We start from the raw sequence: 18074 nt of genomic DNA, 5'->3' as shown, positions 1-18074 counted from the left end.
TTTTATTGAATTTACGTGTCCCGTTAGCTCAATGGTTCGATCGTGATGCGGTGAGGGTATGTTCGTCTGATTCCAATTCCCTGCTGCTGCCAATGTCATCTTCGAATCAACTTCTAAATTCTGCCGGACCGTGAGCCGAATGGCTCGAAGCATGAATATGGTGTTATATGATAGGAATGCCTTCGTGAAATACTAAAAAAGCACTTCTATTTGTTTATAATCTTTCGAAGGTGATTTCTTTGTTAAAATCTCATTGTCATCACTATGACCATTATAAATATTCAATATCTTTAACTGATAAATCCAATCTCCTGTATCATTGTGTACTAATCTACCGTTATAGGTAATCCTTCCATATTCACTACTTTGAAGTATAAACGCATTTTCAGATAAATAATGATATCTTGAATCATAACGAACAGGCTTGCCACAAGAATTAGAATACTTAAAATATACTTGTAGTTCGTCATCCTTGTTTTGTATTTCAGTACTAGCTATCTTCCAAGCATTTCGATGTGAGTCAAGATACTCGACTTTATTACTTTCAATTTCAAATCCATTTTCATTTTGAGTAATTAGTATTTCCTGAAAAGGAATCGTAGTGCTTCCAATGTAATTTATCAGCATATCTGGAATTGAGAACGACTTGCTAAATCTATTCCTCAAAGTAGAGTGTGGAGCTCCTCTGACCTTTTTATCCCATAAGATTGTGATAGATTGAATGATCACACCTATTCGCTCCTTAGTTTAAGTATTACATTCCTTTCATGTAACGTCTCTTGTACAAACTACGCATATTCTCCATATTTAAAGTATTAGTGAAGTAATTAAACTATTCTGTCCGTTAGTTAATTAAAGGGCTACCTCACGGCAGCCCTTTAATTATTGAACTATTGTTCACCGTTAGTTCAATCATATCAACTCTGAGATAAACATTGGTGTAGCTCCATCCTCTGTATTAAAGCCAAATTTATTATAGAAATCCACTGCATGAGGATAAGAAATTAATACTTTTGTTTTACACCCTTTATATCTATCAAGCATTATATTCATCATTTCCTTACCTATACCTATACTCTGATAACTCGGATGAATAAGCATATAATGAAAATATACCGTTAAAACACCATCTGACAAAGCATTTATTAAACCGACAAGCTTTCCTTCTTCCCAAGCGGTAACAATTGAATGAGACCCTCCGATTGCTTGTAAAAGCTCGTTTGGATACTTGCCAGACTCCCATTCTACCGAAAGAAATAACTCTTGGAGTGCATCCTTAGTGATATCCTCTTTGCTTGAAGCGTAATAAATACTCACCCCTATACCTTCCTTTCATAAAACTAACTACGCCACAACATCTGTTTTAAACTCCCATATTTCGATGGTTTTGCAATCCTTACGAAGCCATAAAATGATAACGACAAAACAATTTCGGATTTATCAAAGTGAATAATCACTTTATTTACCTCAATATACTATTAAAAAGATGTATAGAAAATGGATTAACTGATGTGGAATTTGTATTTATTTACTTTAGAGAATTCATGAGAATACTTCTTTTATTTAAGCTTACTAATCCTAAGAGGCTTATAGCGTTAATCTGCCCGTTAGTTATCGAGATGTGAAGCTGATTCCGTCCTACTTGTATGCAGGTAAGGTTATCATTTTATTTATTTCATTATTTTAAGAGATACTTATAATATGCTGGGAATTCTCGTATTAAGGAGTAAATATCTCTAAACTCAAAGACTTTGGCATGAGCTGAGTACACTTCTTTAATATCCATTTTTCTAAACGCTAATTTTGTTCTAGATATATGAAAGTATTGAGTAATAACCATCACAGACTCTAAATCTAATTCATCCATTATCTTGCTGGTATTTTGGGCGGTCATATATGAGTTGTACCCATTATTATCCTCTATAATTTTATCTTCCGGTAATCCTTTATCTATTAAGTATGATTTCATAACCTTTGCTTCATCGAAACCTTCCTTACCAATACCGCCACTTACAATAATAAAAGTAAAGTAGCCCCCTTTATAAAGCTCTACGGACTTATCTAATCTTGCTTTTAACCGCTCAGAAGGCTGTCCATTAACTTCTACTTTATTTCCTAATACTACAGCTGCCTCAACTGGTTTCAATTTATCATTCAACCCATCTATTATCACGAAAGTAGTGTGAATGATAAACCAGATGCAAAGACTTGCTACTAATATTCCAAATCGTTTAATGAAAATATATTTCAATCTCTCACCTGCATTCTCTCATATTTCTCCATAATCATACCCTAATTTTATCACACAAGGGTGCATGAAACATTCCACGCAGACGTCCCACCGACTTAAAACTTTATATGTATTATCAAAATTGAAACTAATTGCCCGGCAGTTGAATGCCACGCCAGCTGCTTACATCGCATTGGGCAAATTCATTATCACCTGCAGCAACCACCGTGCCGTCCGATTTAAGACCGAGCGTATGAGCGCAGCCCGCCGCTACCGCCACTATATCGCGCCAGCCACTTACATTGCATTGGCCATGTTCATTCCTACCCAGAGCGACCACCGTGCCGTTAGATTTAAGCCCGATTGTATGATTACTTCCCGCTGCTATCGCCACAATACTGCTCCAGCTGCTTACATTGCATTGGTCATGCTTATTCAAACCCACAGCCATCACCGTTCCGTCAGATTTAAGCCCGACGGTATGAAGGTAACCTGCCGCTGCCGCCACTATGTCGTGCCAGTCGCTTACATTACATTGGCCATACTGATTATTACCCACAATCATCACCGAGCCGTCCGATTTAAGCCCGACGGTATGCCAGTCACCAGCTGATACTCCCACCATATCACTCCAGCCGCTTACATTGCATTGGCCTTCATTATTTCGGCCCACAGCCACCACCGTGCCATCAGATTTAAGCCCCACGCTACGACGCCATCCCGCCGCAACCGCTACAATATCGCTCCAGTCATCTACATTGCATTGGTCATGCTTATTCCAACCCACAGCAACCACCGTGCCATCAGATTTAAGCCCGATTGTATGAGAATTACCCGTGTTCGTCGCCATATGAACATTACCTGCCGCAATCGCCACAATATCGCTCCAGCCGCTCACCTCACATTGGCCATATTTATTATCACCCTCTGCCGTCACCGTTCCGTCCGATTTGAGACCAACGGTATGTCGACGACCCGTCGCTATTGTAGCTTTAGGCCATCGTTTCACCTTTAACGCCGCTTCAAATGGTGAAGTGTAATCCATGTTTTTCCTCCTTGAAACAAAACTTATTTTTTGATCAGATCATGCTTCTTGCGAACTGCATAAACACCTAACATTATAAGTATTCCGCACATTCAATAAACGATCCTCCCCGTTAGCACAATCACTTATCTCAGTTTCATAGCTTTAGTGTCTTAGATCTCCACACTCGATACAGTCCGACAACTAGAAAGATAAAAGCAACAACTTCTATGATTCTAGGGATGATATTCAGTATTGTGATCATCTCTCCAAATGTCATTCCAAGCGGTAATGTAGTACGGTTCGCATCATAAGAATTAATGAGTCGACTTATTGTAAAAGGTGCAATAAAATCATAGATCTTCAATATTAAAATAATAAGAAAGAAGTAAAAGCCTGCAATGAAGTTATTTTTCCTGCACTGTATAAGTCCAAAAATTAATAAAAATATGAAGAAAATCGAAAATACAATTGCAAAAATTCCTAATATAACCACCAAATCACCCCTTTTTTTCACAAAATTGATATTCATATCTTACGTTTGCCCCAAGGAATAATTCCACTATCTTTCCCGTTAGAATAATGAAATGAGCAGGCTACCGAAGTACCTGCCCATCACTGTCTATCATTTAACTATAGTTCTCTGTTGCTTCATTAAACGCTCCCGCCGCTTACTTCTTTATGATGGGTATCCATATTTCGCTTTTAAATTGCGGTGATGCTACATCTTTATGCTCATTCCAGAGCATTTCCGGCCCATTGTTTAGCTCATATTCCGCGGATGGAAACCATTCGGAATAAATGCGCCCCCAGATCTCTTGAAGCGTACTTGGAAAAGGGCCGACGGCTGTGAATACAGCCCATGTAGAGGCTTGCACCTCCAACTGGGCGAAGCCATCCCCATCTTTCGTTGTGGCCGCCCCAATGTAATGATCGAGCTCTCCTTTCTCCTCAAACCGCTCTTCACTAAAATTCGTGGAAGCACTGATTAGTCCTGAAGGTTGAACATTCGAATAACTCTTAATCTTATCAATCATTTCTGGAGTGAGTCCTTCAAACATCGATGCAATCTCCGGGTTCACCCCTTGAAATACGATTGGCACTCTTTTTTTGATTCCCACGATGCGAAAAGCCTCTTTGTCTTCAATTCGGTAGTTCATTTCACTTCCTCCTTTGATAGTCAGTTGAAACGTCATCCGAGGGAAGGCTTTGAGGGACTGTCCATGGATTCGGGCTTCCGAGGGATTAATCCCATGCATGCTTTGGAAAGCCCTAGCAAAGGAATCCGGCGAGGTATATCCGTATTTTATCGCAGCATCGATGATCTTGATGTCACTGTGGCTTAGCTCGAGTGCTGCCAAAGTTAGGCGTCTTCGGCGGATGTATTCCGACAGTGTAATGCCTGCAAGGAATGAGAACATTCGTGTAAAATGATATTCTGAACAGCAGGCAATTTTCGCTGCCTCCTGATAGTCCACATGATCAGTAAGATTCTCCTCAATATAGCTTAAAGCTTTGTTCAGTTTCGCCAGCACATCCATAATATCGCCTCCCCTCGTTACTCAAAGCATAGCAGAGAAGGTAATTCCCTTCCCGACATTTACTGCACAATACTGTAGGTTCTTTCTCAGCTCAGTGAACAGAAGACAAGTCTAGTAGGAAGGCCCCGTGCTCCTTTGTTGTCTCGTTGAAATTAGAAGGCAAATCCATAGGATTGACTACATGAAAAACAACCGTAGAGTAACAGAAAAAACAATGAGCAGCTGCTGCGGCAGACTACTCATTGTTTTCACGCTAACGTGTTCCAATAGCTGAATCACTTTTTTTATTTTAAATTAATTAAATCTGAAAGTTAATTGAACTATCGTCCCAAAAATCTCCAGCCATGTGCTAACATCACCTTCGGGATAATGCACTAATCCAAAATCGATAACTCTTTTATAAACCAAGCGTCTGTAGCATTATGCTCTGAACCATCTAATGGTTTTTCAAGTTGTTGGAAACCTAATTTGATGTAGAGGAGATTTGCTGCTTGAAGTTTCTTCAATGTTTCTAAATAACAATGTGTATAGTATTCCTTGGCGAAGTCGAGTGCTACTTTCATAAGATCACTTGACAGACCCATACCCTGAGCTTCCGGTGTAATGTATAGCTTTTGCAACTCACAAATTCCCGGTTTCTGCCCAAAAGGTGCAATCCCCACACCGCCTACCACTTCGTTTTGTTCATTCACTACAACCCAGTACTTTGAATTTGGTTGTTCCTTGTAATATTGTGCCAGATTGCTGAGTTGAGGGTCAAAATATGCTGTTCCAGGAATGTTTAGGTTAAATGATTCCAATGAGCGTCTAATAATTCGCTCTATTGTTTGATTGTCCTTTTCTTCAATTGCACGAATTTGCATTGTTACATTCTCCAGTATCTAAGTAATTTTAATTCTAATATTATTCGCCAAATGATTCAAATTCAAGTATCCGGGCCGTTAGCTCAAGCGATATTCTGAGTATTTTGAAAAAATGTTGAATTTCTCATCACAAATAAGTCAATTAGGAAAAGTAATTTCTAATGTTTTATCATCTTGCTCTTCTCCTTTAAGAATAATTGCAACGACGCCTTCTTTTATCCATGTAAACTCGAAATTTTCGGCCAAAAGTGTCTTGCCATCATTATTAATTCTTTCTTCGATAAAAGTTCGTAGATGTCCAATTTTTCCATAGTAAATTCGTATCGGTGCATTCGAAAAAAAAGCATTCTGTCCTCGAACCCTAATTTCAACTTGGTTTTTTTTGTTAGGGGAGTTTTGAGTGAGAATTAATTTTTCTGCATAAACAAATTGGAAATAACCGTAGTACAAAATAGCAATTGGTATGGTTATGATACACAGGACTATAGCCAAAGCACGAAAAGTTCTTTTTCGTTCTTCTTTTCTATCTACCATTTAATGCACCATCCCACCGTCATTAAGATATTGTTTATCTTCGTATGCTGAAAAAGGAGTACACAAGCAAAACATCTCCAAAGAAGATTGCCATCAAAAACGCTCTCCATAAATATTTTAAAAACACCGTTAAAGCACCTGTCTCCTTATTTCTGCATTTACTTCATTTAGAAGGCTGCTAGGACATTATATTTCATTTACTTTTATCCAAAAAGTGTAACTTTCAGGTGTTCTATTTCATGTTTTCGACTTGGTCATTTCCACGCTAAACTGCCCATTAGTTTAACAACTTCAGCAGGCAAAAGAAAAAACCTCCCCGCAGCACCCTGCAGAGAGGTTCTCCCAAATAAAATATCTTCTAATTGCACTTACCCTTAAGTATCTCCACCGCTATGATATGCTCGTTGGTACTCATCGTTTTACTACCACAAGAACAACTCGTTCCCTTTTAGCTTGAAAACAGCTTCCATGAAATAATAGTCGCCATAAATGATTGAAATATGAATGTCTTGATGATGATACGCTGCTGAACCATTGATCAACAGATGATCGGAATCCGTCGTCCAGTCGCAGCGAGAAACGTCCAGCGTTTTCAACAGCTTCAGTGCGGCATTCAGATAGACTTCCTTCTCATACTCGCCAACCGCTTTGGCGATTTCGATCAGTCCGCAAGCCGCGATCGCCGCTGCCGTGGAATCTTCGTAAGCGGGCTCGTTCGGTTGACGGAAATCGATCGGAATAATGCCGTTATCCGGAATATTCGCCATAAAATAATGCGCCACGCGTTTGGCTGCCTGCAAATACTCCTGCTTCCCTGTATGCTTATAACTGATCATAAAGCCGTACAAAGCCCACGTCTGCCCACGCGTCCACGACGAGCCTTCCTCGAATCCTTGACCGCCATAAGTTCGGACAACGCTTCCCTTGAATGGGTCGAACTCCACGATATGATTCACGGAACCGTCCGGCCTAATAAAAGCATCGAGAGCGGTGTCCGCATGCTTCATCGCGATTTGCGCATATCGCGGATCTTTGGTCTCTTCGCTCGCCCAATACAGAAGAGGAAGATTCATCATGCAATCCACGATCGCCCACCCTCTCGTATCTTCGCTGGTTGTATCATCGTTCCAAGCGCGGATAAACCCGCCCACCAAGTTTAATCGTCCGGCAAGCAAGTTGGCGGCATGCAGCGCCCTCTTGCGGGATTCCAGATTACCGGTAACTTTATAATTGGCCACACTCGTAGGCAGCCACATAAAACCGACATCATGATGCAGACCGTAGAATTGATGGAGACTAGCATCCAAAGCATCTTCCGTGAAATTGGCGATTTCCTTGTACTTCTGAGCCCCGGTTTCATGGTACATAAGCCACATCATGCCGCCCCAGAACCCATTCGTCCACCAGTTGATATCTTTCTTGATCTGGTTATCGTGCTCACCGTTACTTGTGGTATATGGAATTTTGCTGCTTGATCTTTCACTTACTGCGCCCATTTTGGCTGTTATTTTGGAAATAACATTTTCAACCCAAATTTGATCGTCAGTCTGTAGGTTCAACATCTTTTCACTCCTATTCATATCTTTCTAAGGGTTTCGCCTTTTCAAGCCTATTTGGATATGTGCATATCTCTTTCGTGTATCGAAACAAAGTATCGCTCTCCAAGCTCGAAGTTAAATACACCATCCGCTGTTTCAACAATCTGAACAGCAGACTGCTGCCCCCCTTGGAAAGGAATAAGCACCGTCAAGAAAGTAACTGTACCGCTGAATCTATCTTGGAAGCGTACCCTTGTCGAAGGCCTTGAGAGATCGGTCTCATCAGACAACCTTCCTTGTAGAAAATCCAATTCCCCTATATGGCTTGTTGCAATCACCAGATTCGCAATTTCGCTCGTCGCAATCACGCCGCCCAGTTTCTCCTTCACCTCGACAAAATCCAGATGGAAATAGCGCTGAACGCTATGGTTATTCAGCCCTTCTACAAGGTCCGCAATAAGAACGAACCGATTATCGACTAGTGAAATATGCCTGTGATGAATCACCGGTTCGTAGTTTGTATGGCAGGCGCTGGCGAGCCGGTAGAAACCTCTATCCTCCACATTGTAGATTCCGCCGGGTTTTTGCGGTCCGTATTGAAAGGGGCGAATATACTCAAAATGATCTCGCTCATCGATTAGCAGCGTAGAGTGATAATTTGAACTCTTGAACTGTTTGCGGTCCTCATCATCTCGATAACAAAAAAATCCGGGATCACAAATCATGTCTTTTCCGAGCGCAGTAAAATCAAAGCTCATCAAATCAATGTGGGCATGGGCATTTTGAACAGGGCTTTTACATGTAAACAAAAAACTGAGAGCCTTTGAATCCCAGCCACTGCGGATAATCGCTTGATGCAACGTTCGATTCCAAAACGTCGTCGGTTTATCCAATACAAACTGTCTGCCCTGCAGGGAATACAGCTCTTCCACGAATTTGCTGACATCGAGCGCCCTCCATACATGCTTGCTTGCTTCCCGTACCACCTCGTTCACATCGATCAAATTCGTTGCAAGTCCGAGCCAGGATACATCCTCCAAAGCAAAATACCCATAGACGCCGGACATTACAGCAAGGGGATTCGCATAGGAATCGCCGACAGGTACACATTTCCCGGTTGGTCTTAACGAGTAGATCGAGTAATCCAAATTTTTTCTAAACCGCTCCATGTACGCTGGTGAGAACTGAAAATGGAAACGTTTAGCCAGAACCACAGCCAGCCCGAACCAGAACATGCAGCCATTATGATAAGATGGGCAACCCTCGATTTGACCGCCGTCCTCCGTCAGCTGCGCTATGCTGCACTTCTCGATGCCATCGATCGCAAAAGCCTTCCATTCTTCCGCTTCTTTCAGCTCGGGAAAATAAAGAGCCGTCGTCAGAAGACCCAAACACTCCATTAAATAATGATTATGATCCGCTTTAGGCCACAGCTGAGGCGACACGTTGCGCAGAGCTTTTATTTGCTTGTAAATGACCGTTAAATACTGCTCCAACACTGCCTCCGTAAACAGCTCTGAATGACCTAGATGCTCCAGGATAAGCGGCCAAATTTTGTAGGCTCGAATACCAATCTCCAAAACCCTGAGCGGATGGCATTCCGTAAAATAGTCAAGCGGCTTATCGAGTAAGTCCTCGGGAATAGTGACGAACTCGATCCAGTCCATCATTTCGTCGATGACCTTAACACCGTACTTTACATCCTTAGTGAGAGAATAGGCTTCCAGCAAGTCCTGCCAATGTGTCATGCGATTCAGCTGCCATAAATATTCATTATCATTATGTCTGCGCTCCAGCCAGTTAGGCGGGTGCCCTACAAACTCCCTGACTCCCCCCGTACCGGGAAGCATGATCATACCTCGATAAGCGAGTTCTGCATTCGCGATCGTCTCGCGCACATGATCAGGCATATGGGCTGCTATATAGGCGGCTTTATCTTCCATCGGCTCTAGCCGCGAACGCAAGTTAGCTAGCAGCTCTGTTGTACTTATCGGCTCAATCAACAATGATTGCAGATTCATTTCTTCATCTCCATCATATAATTTTTGTTTCGTTACGATGTTCTCGATCACATTTTCGATAACGTGTACAATTCAGAAGGAATACTCCCTCCGAAATGATCACAACTCCGGAGGGAGGGGTTCCAACTATTTCATGTAACGGTCATATGCACCTTGTTCCAGTTCAAGCAATTGCTTGATGCCTAAGTCTTCCAACTCCTTAATATACTTGCTGAATGTCTCATCGTTGATCGGTTCTACGCCGAGCACCCATCTCTGCAGCTTTTCCTCGACGTAGGTCAATACGCCCGCGTTTAGGTCCTCAAATTTGGTCCGTTCCTCATCCGTATAAGAGATCGGCGGGTAGGCCTGCATAATATAACCATTGTCAATGTATTCCTTGATACCTTTCAACGCAGTCGCGTTTGTCCATTGTTCTTCGTAAGCATAGTCTTGATGGAAGGCCAGCTCGATCTGAGCTCCCTCTTCCTGAAGCTGTTGAATAACTGTCTTTTCTTTATTTTTCAATACGGAGTCTTTAAACTTCGGCTCGCCGTCCACGAGGTCATAGTCCTTTCCTTCGATGCCAAAGTTCATCAGTCTCCGACCCTCCTCGGAGAACCAGAAATCCATATATTTGATCGCTTCGACGGGATGCTTGGTACTCGCTGAGATTCCCCATCCGCTCGCATGCGTCCCTTTACGGGAACTCTCTTCGACAACTTTGCCCTCAGTATTCACTGGTGGCGTCATCGGAACAAAGGAGAAGCTAGGAATCTTAGACGCAAGAATATCATTGAAATTAGCCGTGCTGGCGAACCAATCGTGCGTCATGCCGCCGACATTGTCTCCGAGCAAAATGTCACGCGCTTTCGCTCCGCGGGTGAAAATTTCTTTATCGATTAAGCCTTCCTTGTACCACTTCGCAATATTCTCGATTGCCGTCTTATATCTTGGCTCATACATGCCGTACTTGACGACACCGTTGTCCGCGTAAAAACCACGTTTGGCTGCATCGGCCCCGCCCTGCACACCCCACTGGATCAGCAGGTCGTAAATTCCATCCAGCTTCGACCTGCTGAAATATGGAATTTCATCCTTTGCTCCGTTGCCGTTCGGATCCTTTTCTTTGAATGCTTTCAATAGTGCATACAGCTCATCTACCGTTTTCGGTTGCTCAAGTCCCAGTTTTTCCAGCCAATCCTGGCGTACAAACCAACCCCTGGCAGCCGGTCCATCCGGAGTAAAGTTAAGGAAATACGTTTTGCCGTTATTGGCTTTCATATATTTGGCTGCATCAGGATGTTCGGAAAAGAACTTTTTAATGTTCGGGGCATGTTCTTCAATCAGTCCATCTAGCTCAAGAAAGGCTCCTTCAACCCCAAGGCTGTCGTACTGCTCCTTAATTTGATGATGAACCAAATCAGGAATTTTCCCGGAAGCCATCATTGTATTGAACAGTTCTTTACTGTTCGTCGAAGCTTTAGATGCCGTTCCTTTCAACTTAATATTGGTCATCGCTGCCGCTTCTTTGAAGATGGGCCAGTTATCGTCGAAAATAAACTTATCTGAGTAGTGCATATGGATCGTCAGCTCAAGCGGGTCTTTTGCGATCAGTTGCCCGGTTAACTGCTTTGTATCCGTTTCTTTTGAATTATTCGCAGGACTTCCACTATTTTGCGGCACATTATTGTTGCTACAGCCCGCTAGCAGCATACCGACTGTTACCATGATTAATGCAGATGCTTTTATCCTTTTTTTGTTACCCATATTTATGACCTCCCAATATTGGTTTCTTGATTTCATAATAAAAGATTGAAGCAGCCACTAGCCTTTGACGGAGCCGATCATGGTGCCTTTGACAAAATATTTCTGAATGAAGGGATAGGCTGCAACAATCGGAATAATGGAGACGATGATCGTTGCATAAATAATTGTTTCCTTTGAATATACCGCCATATTGCCCATCTCGTCGCTCACGTTCATCTCTACGATGAGTTTCTTTAGCAGGACTTGCAGCGGTACCTTGTTCTCGTCTCTCAGCAGGATCATCGTCCAGAAATAACCGTTCCAACGGTGCACCGCATAGAACAATCCGATCGTCACAAGCGAAGCTTTGGACAGCGGCAAATACACTTTCCATAAGATCGTAAGATCATTTGCACCATCAACCTTAGCCGCCTCCTCGAGTTCCTCCGGAATGGTCTGGAAGAACGTTCTCATGAGGAAGACATAGAAAGTCGTAATCGCGAAACCGATAATAATCGTAAATCTACTGTCGAGCATGTTCAAATCTCGAAAATTAAGATAGGTCGGAATCATGCCGGGTTGGAACCACATCGTCAGCGCGATAAAGAAGCTGATGGCCGTACGCCCCATAACCCGTTTCTTGGATAAGGCATAGGCACCACAAATGGTGAGAATTAAATTGACGATTACACCGAATATGGTGTAATAAAACGTGTTTAAATAGGCAATCCAAATTCCCTTTTCCGATAGTACCTTTGCATAGGAGTCAAAGTTAATATCGTGCGGCAGCAAGATCACCTTGCCTGTAACGACCGATTGGGAGGAGCTTAAGGATGCAGATAAGACATAGACAAACGGGTACAACGCAAGCAAAGCGATAATTCCAAGAAATACACAATTAAAAATATAAAACAGCTTTTCGCCTCTGGTTTTTTTCATCTTCCATCACCTACCATAATCCAGTCTCCGTTAACTTCTTGCTCATCTTGTTGGCAAATACGACGAGAATAAATCCAACGACGGCATTGAACAGTCCCACCGCTGTCGCCAGGTCGTAACGTGCATCCTGAAGACCAGACCGGTACACGTAGGTGTTAATAACGTCGGCCGCCTCATAGGTGGCCGGCTGATATAGAAGAATGATCGCTTCATATCCAACTTCCAGCATGGAACCCACCTTCATGACAAGCATGATTGCGATCGTCGGAATGATTGCGGGAAGCGTGATATGCCATGTTTGCTTCCATCTATTAGCTCCATCGATAACCGCTGCTTCGTACAAGGCAGGATTGACACCAGACAAAGCGGCTAAATAGATGATAGTACCAAATCCCGCTTCCTTCCAAATATCCATGGACCCGATAAAAATCGTACGGAAATAATCGGGATTGGTCAGAAAGTATTGCTTTTCGCCCCCTACCATCTCAATGAGGATATTGATAATACCGTTGCTAGGAGCCAAAAAGTTGGTAACAATCCCAGCTACGACAACGACCGAAATAAAATGGGGCAAATACGTAAAAGTCTGCACCGTTGCTTTGAAAATCCCGCTCTTCAATTCGTTTAGTAACAAAGCGAGGATAATCGGTACAGGAAATGCGAACAGCAATTGATAAAAACTGAGCAACACGGTGTTTTTTAATAGCCGCCAAAAATACGGACTTTTAAAAAACGTCTCGAAATGTTCAAACCCAACCCAAGGACTCGCTTCGATTCCTTTATATACACTGAAATCCTTAAAGGCGATTTGCAAGCCATACATCGGCTTATACGCAAAAATGATATACCAAGCCAGGAACGGTATCAGGAGCAGATAAAGATAACGGTCCCTGATCAGGTTGGCTTTTATTTGTTTAAAGTTAAGCAGCACGCATCCTCTTCTCCTCTCGCAATGATGTTTAGCTGATTTCCTTAGGAGCGCTCCCATTTGAAAGGTCAGCGTTGCAATTCAAACTATAGATACGAATGAAAGCGCTGTCTATCGCCATTATTTCATCTAGCATCAACTTTTTATGTCGTAGTCCATAATGTGCATTATTTCATGTATCAACAATTTCCCTTCATTGAGGAAAGTGTCAGTCGAACATACAAAAGCCGCCTGGCACTTAGGCTAGGCGGCTTTTTATGAATCAACGATTCTCATTGTATGAAGCCTTACTACTTCTCGCTAAGCTTCTTTGCGTACTGGCCGGGAGCTAAACCTTCATACTTGCGGAACATTCGAATAAACGTGTTCGTATTGTTGCAACCGACCATCAGTGCCAAATCGCCAATCTTAATATCTTTCTGCTGGCGCATCATTTCTTTCGCTTGCTGCACGCGATAAAAATTTAAATAATCTTTAAAATTTTCGCCGGAATGATTTTTGAACGCGATGCTGACGTAACCAGGAGAGAAGTTAAACTCCTCCGCTATCATGCTAAGCGATAAATCCTTGTTGTAGTTGTCATGTATATATTCGATCATACGTTGGACCGTGCTATTATCCATCATCTCATTCTGCTGATCAATCGTATCAATCATGGCGCTAAACAGGGTCGTGATGGCCGAAACCATTCGTTCCTTCGATTCGCCGTTCTGAACGATGTCCAAAGATTCTTTGTGTGCTCGAACAAACTCTTCGAAGGACATGTTCAGTTGCTGGATAATTCGACTCAGAGTAGCTAATACAAGCAAACAGAACTGGTCGAGCTGCTGCGGCGTTAACTGTCTTTGCTCCAAATTTTCCGATAGAAGGAGGTTTAGTGTATGTAATGCATTTGCCCGCTTGCCCCGAATCACATAGCTGATCAGCTCTCGCTCCGTATCGATAGGATAATAATAGCTGACCATCTGAACTTGACTGAGCTGTTTATAAGTAATGACGGAAGTCTTATCAACTGCCGATTTCCTCTTCAGGGTATCAAGCGCCTGGATAAAGGAGCGGTCAATTTCGCCAGCAGAGGCTACGGGCCTACCAACAGCTGCAGTCAATCCGTACGCATGTGCGTCCTCGATTTGAGCCATCGCTTTCATGAGCTTCTTCTGAATGGATTCCGTATCTGAATCCTTGATTATGAAGACAAATTTGGTGAAATCGTGATCAAGCAGCTCGCAAGGGAAATGGACTTTCATTTGTTCATGAATGATCAAGGAAGTCTTTGATTTTATCGTAAGAATTGCGTCTTTCGAATATTGCTCCTCCAATTCTTTATCGTTCGAGAATGAAACTACGCAAACACTTAAAGCGGTAGATAGGCTTTGCAGTTGATGTGTATTTAGCAGATCATCCACCTTGTCAGGAGGAACGAGTCCATAGAGCAAATCCCGCAGGAACTTGTCTCTCATTGAAAGCCTGTGCTCATGCAACGCGGTTTTCATCTGTTCATTAGCCTTACTTATACTCGTCACCGTCTCATTCAGGAAGGCGAATTCGTCTGCTCCCGTAGGTTCCCCGTAGCTTTTGAACAATCCGACGAGATGACCGACAGGTCGGTACATGCGCTTGGAAACCATATAGGCGAATGCTAGTCCCACAAAGATAAGAATGGCTAATAAAAGCACAGCCCCTTTCAAATTCGGTGAAAAGGAATCTACCAACGAGTAGTTCTGTGTAACATACATATACGTCCATTGTGGCATCGTTTTTGAGCGAATCAAATGAAAATCAAATTCATCATTGGATAGCTTCGTATAATCCCCGGTTGCCTGTTCATCAAGTTCTCGCAGTGGATAGGCAAGCAATTGCTTCCCCCGTTTATCGTCAAAGCTTGATTTGAGCGTAACGTATCGACCATTCTCAATAATGGCAAAAGCTTCTTGCATATCAGGTGATAGGGACGGTAGCAGTAATTGTTCAAAAAATGAGACAACAAAAAATAATGAATTTCCTATTCCTACCCGTTCCGGATTAACGATTATTATCGATGCGTTTTCATCGCTCTTCGAAATTATATTTTTGCTGCTCGATAGTGTTATGGTTGGACTCGTGCTGTCTGTTCCTAAGTGTGCAAGATCCTCATTCGTCATTCCCATATCTTCCATATAGCGTCTTCTATCCGATGAAATTTGTGGCGTAATGACCAAATCGTCGTTAGTCTTCATTAGATCGATGCTATAGCCGAATTCAGAGAATGCGTCTATATGATTTTGCAGTGCATAAGAAGTTTGTGTGATCTCATAGTAATTACGATCTTTTTCAGCGAATTTAACAACATGCTCATTTAATCTCAATTGCGCGATTAAGTTGAAAGAAACGCCGAGTTTGGTGTCAATATTGTCGCGAGATTGCATGAGGAAATTTTGCTGGTTTTGACTCAATTCCGATCGCACTCTTTGGCTGTCCTTAAAGAAAGACAGGCAGACCGCAATCATAGTGTAAGCGAATACAATAATAAGATAAGCGATAAGTAGTTTTGTAAAAAAAGACTTTCTAAGCAATTTTATCTCCCCTTGGCAATTCCTTCTGAGCTGAAAATAACCTAATAAGAAAGCAAATATCCTCATTGGTTACTCGTATACGCTTACATTCTTCGAAAATATCATAACTTACACTATATATGAATGTGAAAATACCGTCTATCACCAAAACTCACAAAGCGGTTCTAACCCACAGCTGCTTTTTATAATTGAGTCATTCTATATGACCTATTGTCTAATTGTAGAGAAAATAATTGTACTCATCCATGTATATTCATATGAGTTACATGTATAATCGTACTGAAATTAATGAGCTTTAAAGTTACATGTAGAATGAGATCATATAGGAAAAGAAATATTTTTATGAATTTAGCAGTATTGTTCACGACCCTAGCCTTCTCTTTCACCGTATCTCAGAAAGAGAATCTAGAGTCGGATATAAAGTCTGAATGTTATAAATATCCTAGATTTAACTAGGGTCCCATATAGCCACTGGTTTATTTCTTATTGAACAATCCGCTCGATCAGCACCGAAATCACTTTTGCTATTTCTGCTCTAGTCAACTTGCCTTTAGCATCAAATTGATTGCCTGGTCTGCCACTAATGATTCCATAACGCTGCAATTGTTGAATGGCAGGCAAAGCCCATCCTGAGATGAATTGTTCATCTGCAAAAGGAAGTACTGCATCTGCTTCAGTAACCGATATGGCTGCATAGTTCATGAAATTTGCGATCATTTGGGCCATTTCTTCTCTTGTAACATCTTTATCCGGAGCGAACTTGCCATTTCCTATTCCGTTTACAATCCTATTATCACTTGCAAAAGCAATAAAAGGAGCATAATACTTGTCAGCATCCACATCATCGAAAGTTGTCTTAGAGGCAGCCATAGCCACGCCACTAAGCCTGCCTAGCACTGTTGCCAGCATGCCTCTGGTCATTGTGCCGTTTGGTGCAAAAACACTACTCGAGACCCCTTGAAAAAGCTCCCTCGCTGCCACAAAATCCACGCTGTATGTTGCCCAATGCTTCCTCATATCTGCAAAAACCTTCGAGTTGTATGCAATAACAAATGTGGAAGCCTGCCGAGTCAAAAATACAACCTTACCGTCATTCGCCATAGCTTGAGCAACAATCACTTTTTGTCCCTCATTCATTCGATAGACGATGATTCGCTCATTAGATTCATTCATTTTCACCTCATAAGGAACACTTACTTTAATATTGCTGCTAAAATTCGTTACTTTCTTACCGTCAACGATAATTACAACCGTTCTTGCCGGCTTTCCATCAACTGGTGCTTCATGCTCGATTCTGATTGTGATGTTTTCACCACCTAATTCCGCAATGGTTTCGCCGTTTATTTCTAGATCGCCGATAGACGTTTGAATGACTAACTTCTTACCGCTTTGGGCGATAAGCTTTGCGGATTCACCGCTAATAATGGCTTCGACGCTTTTTGCAGTCTTAGGTGCAGCGATGGTGAACGTTACGTTCTTAGATTGACCGTCTCTTATATTACCCCTCACAAACTCGTCCTCTACCCGTACACTTACATGCCCATTCGATTCTTGAGTTGGGGTTGGACTTGGACTCGCGGATGGACTCGATTCCGGCTTCGGTGTCGGTTGCAGCGGAGAAACGATCTCAAAGCCTCCCGTCTTGCTTGTCATAACTGCCGATGTATTCAAATCCTTATACGCCTTTAAATCAATTACGGCAAACTCCGAAACCCCTGCTTCTCCAATAGCCTTGAACGTCAAACTCATCACGACCACCGTATCATTTGTCTTAAATCCGTCGGAGTTGACGGCAGCCACTTTTACCGTTCCTCTTGCGGAATCCACATGGTACTCGTATAGCCAATCGGCAACATCCTTCCCTTTCTTAACCACTCCTCCCGACAATTCAAGGGCTGTGTGATCGTAATTCAATTGAAATTCAAACGTCTTTAGCCCTTTCGATCGGTGAATTACGATGTCCACGGTCGCGCTTTTTCCGGGCGAGGCTTGTGCGGACTTCACTTCCAACTCCGGATTAACTGTTGGCGACGAAATGGCATAACTAACATTATTAAGCAAGAACGAGAGGATGAGCAAACAGCCTATCACTTTCCACAAATGCCTTATTTTCATAGGAATCGTCCTTTCTTGATTAAGGGGGAAGGCGTTCTGTCGCCTTCCCCGCTCGATAGTT

14 protein-coding genes are annotated in these 18074 nt (G+C 42.3%); all 14 read right to left on the bottom strand.

What is annotated here, in order from left to right:
* Positions 1–192: 192 nt before the first annotated feature.
* The 14 genes from AC1DOV_RS30190 to AC1DOV_RS30125 all read right to left on the bottom strand — a co-directional run bounded on the left by AC1DOV_RS30190 (position 193) and on the right by AC1DOV_RS30125 (position 18013).
* Entirely contained in the window at positions 193–729 is a 537-nt protein-coding gene (locus AC1DOV_RS30190; protein WP_477551828.1) for a hypothetical protein, read from the bottom strand.
* A gap of 183 nt (positions 730–912) precedes the next feature.
* Positions 913–1317 carry a GNAT family N-acetyltransferase gene (locus tag AC1DOV_RS30185; protein WP_339208350.1) on the bottom strand — a complete coding sequence of 135 codons (405 nt, stop codon included), beginning with the start codon at positions 1315–1317 and terminating at the stop codon, positions 913–915.
* Between the two features lie 361 nt (positions 1318–1678).
* On the bottom strand, positions 1679–2146 hold the full coding sequence (locus AC1DOV_RS30180; protein ID WP_477512323.1) for a YdcF family protein: 468 nt from the start codon (positions 2144–2146) through the stop codon (positions 1679–1681).
* A gap of 232 nt (positions 2147–2378) precedes the next feature.
* Positions 2379–3275, bottom strand: coding sequence for an RCC1 domain-containing protein (locus AC1DOV_RS30175; protein WP_477551827.1), 897 nt, complete (start codon positions 3273–3275; stop codon positions 2379–2381).
* Positions 3276–3925: 650 nt separating this feature from the next.
* Positions 3926–4795: an AraC family transcriptional regulator gene (locus AC1DOV_RS30170; protein ID WP_477512329.1), complete on the bottom strand. Its 870-nt coding sequence runs from the start codon at positions 4793–4795 to the stop codon at positions 3926–3928.
* A 374-nt stretch (positions 4796–5169) separates the two neighbouring features.
* Complete coding sequence (locus AC1DOV_RS30165; RefSeq protein ID WP_477512325.1) at positions 5170–5658, bottom strand: GNAT family N-acetyltransferase; 489 nt, start codon at positions 5656–5658, stop codon at positions 5170–5172.
* Between the two features lie 138 nt (positions 5659–5796).
* A complete protein-coding gene (locus tag AC1DOV_RS30160) occupies positions 5797–6192 on the bottom strand; it encodes a hypothetical protein (protein ID WP_477551826.1) in 396 nt (131 codons plus the stop codon).
* Positions 6193–6614: 422 nt separating this feature from the next.
* Positions 6615–7754, bottom strand: coding sequence for a glycoside hydrolase family 88 protein (locus tag AC1DOV_RS30155; protein ID WP_477512068.1), 1140 nt, complete (start codon positions 7752–7754; stop codon positions 6615–6617).
* A 47-nt stretch (positions 7755–7801) separates the two neighbouring features.
* Entirely contained in the window at positions 7802–9751 is a 1950-nt protein-coding gene (locus AC1DOV_RS30150) for a heparinase II/III family protein (protein WP_477551825.1), read from the bottom strand.
* Between the two features lie 126 nt (positions 9752–9877).
* Entirely contained in the window at positions 9878–11500 is a 1623-nt protein-coding gene (locus tag AC1DOV_RS30145; RefSeq protein ID WP_477551824.1) for an extracellular solute-binding protein, read from the bottom strand.
* A gap of 57 nt (positions 11501–11557) precedes the next feature.
* Positions 11558–12418 (bottom strand): carbohydrate ABC transporter permease, encoded by an 861-nt coding sequence (locus AC1DOV_RS30140; protein ID WP_441884553.1) that lies wholly within the window; start codon positions 12416–12418, stop codon positions 11558–11560.
* A gap of 10 nt (positions 12419–12428) precedes the next feature.
* Positions 12429–13349: an ABC transporter permease gene (locus tag AC1DOV_RS30135; protein WP_441884551.1), complete on the bottom strand. Its 921-nt coding sequence runs from the start codon at positions 13347–13349 to the stop codon at positions 12429–12431.
* A 287-nt stretch (positions 13350–13636) separates the two neighbouring features.
* A complete protein-coding gene (locus tag AC1DOV_RS30130) occupies positions 13637–15778 on the bottom strand; it encodes a helix-turn-helix domain-containing protein (RefSeq protein WP_477551823.1) in 2142 nt (713 codons plus the stop codon).
* Between the two features lie 603 nt (positions 15779–16381).
* On the bottom strand, positions 16382–18013 hold the full coding sequence (locus AC1DOV_RS30125) for an S-layer homology domain-containing protein (RefSeq protein WP_477551822.1): 1632 nt from the start codon (positions 18011–18013) through the stop codon (positions 16382–16384).
* Positions 18014–18074 lie beyond the last annotated feature (61 nt).

It is taken from the genome of Paenibacillus sp. 01T47 (assembly GCF_056398245.1).
The sequence above is the reverse complement of the archived record's forward strand: the minus strand, read 5'-3'. Positions and strand labels throughout refer to the sequence as shown.

Excerpts from the sequence above, each read along its gene's own strand:
- AC1DOV_RS30175 (WP_477551827.1), bottom strand. The coding sequence starts at position 3,275 with ATGGATTACACTTCACCATTTGAAGCGGCGTTAAAGGTGAAACGATGG.
- AC1DOV_RS30170 (WP_477512329.1), bottom strand. The coding sequence starts at position 4,795 with ATGGATGTGCTGGCGAAACTGAACAAAGCTTTAAGCTATATTGAGGAG.
- AC1DOV_RS30165 (WP_477512325.1), bottom strand. The coding sequence starts at position 5,658 with ATGCAAATTCGTGCAATTGAAGAAAAGGACAATCAAACAATAGAGCGA.
- AC1DOV_RS30160 (WP_477551826.1), bottom strand. The coding sequence starts at position 6,192 with ATGGTAGATAGAAAAGAAGAACGAAAAAGAACTTTTCGTGCTTTGGCT.
- AC1DOV_RS30155 (WP_477512068.1), bottom strand. The coding sequence starts at position 7,754 with ATGTTGAACCTACAGACTGACGATCAAATTTGGGTTGAAAATGTTATT.
- AC1DOV_RS30150 (WP_477551825.1), bottom strand. The coding sequence starts at position 9,751 with ATGAATCTGCAATCATTGTTGATTGAGCCGATAAGTACAACAGAGCTG.
- AC1DOV_RS30145 (WP_477551824.1), bottom strand. The coding sequence starts at position 11,500 with ATGGGTAACAAAAAAAGGATAAAAGCATCTGCATTAATCATGGTAACA.
- AC1DOV_RS30140 (WP_441884553.1), bottom strand. The coding sequence starts at position 12,418 with ATGAAAAAAACCAGAGGCGAAAAGCTGTTTTATATTTTTAATTGTGTA.
- AC1DOV_RS30125 (WP_477551822.1), bottom strand. The coding sequence starts at position 18,013 with ATGAAAATAAGGCATTTGTGGAAAGTGATAGGCTGTTTGCTCATCCTC.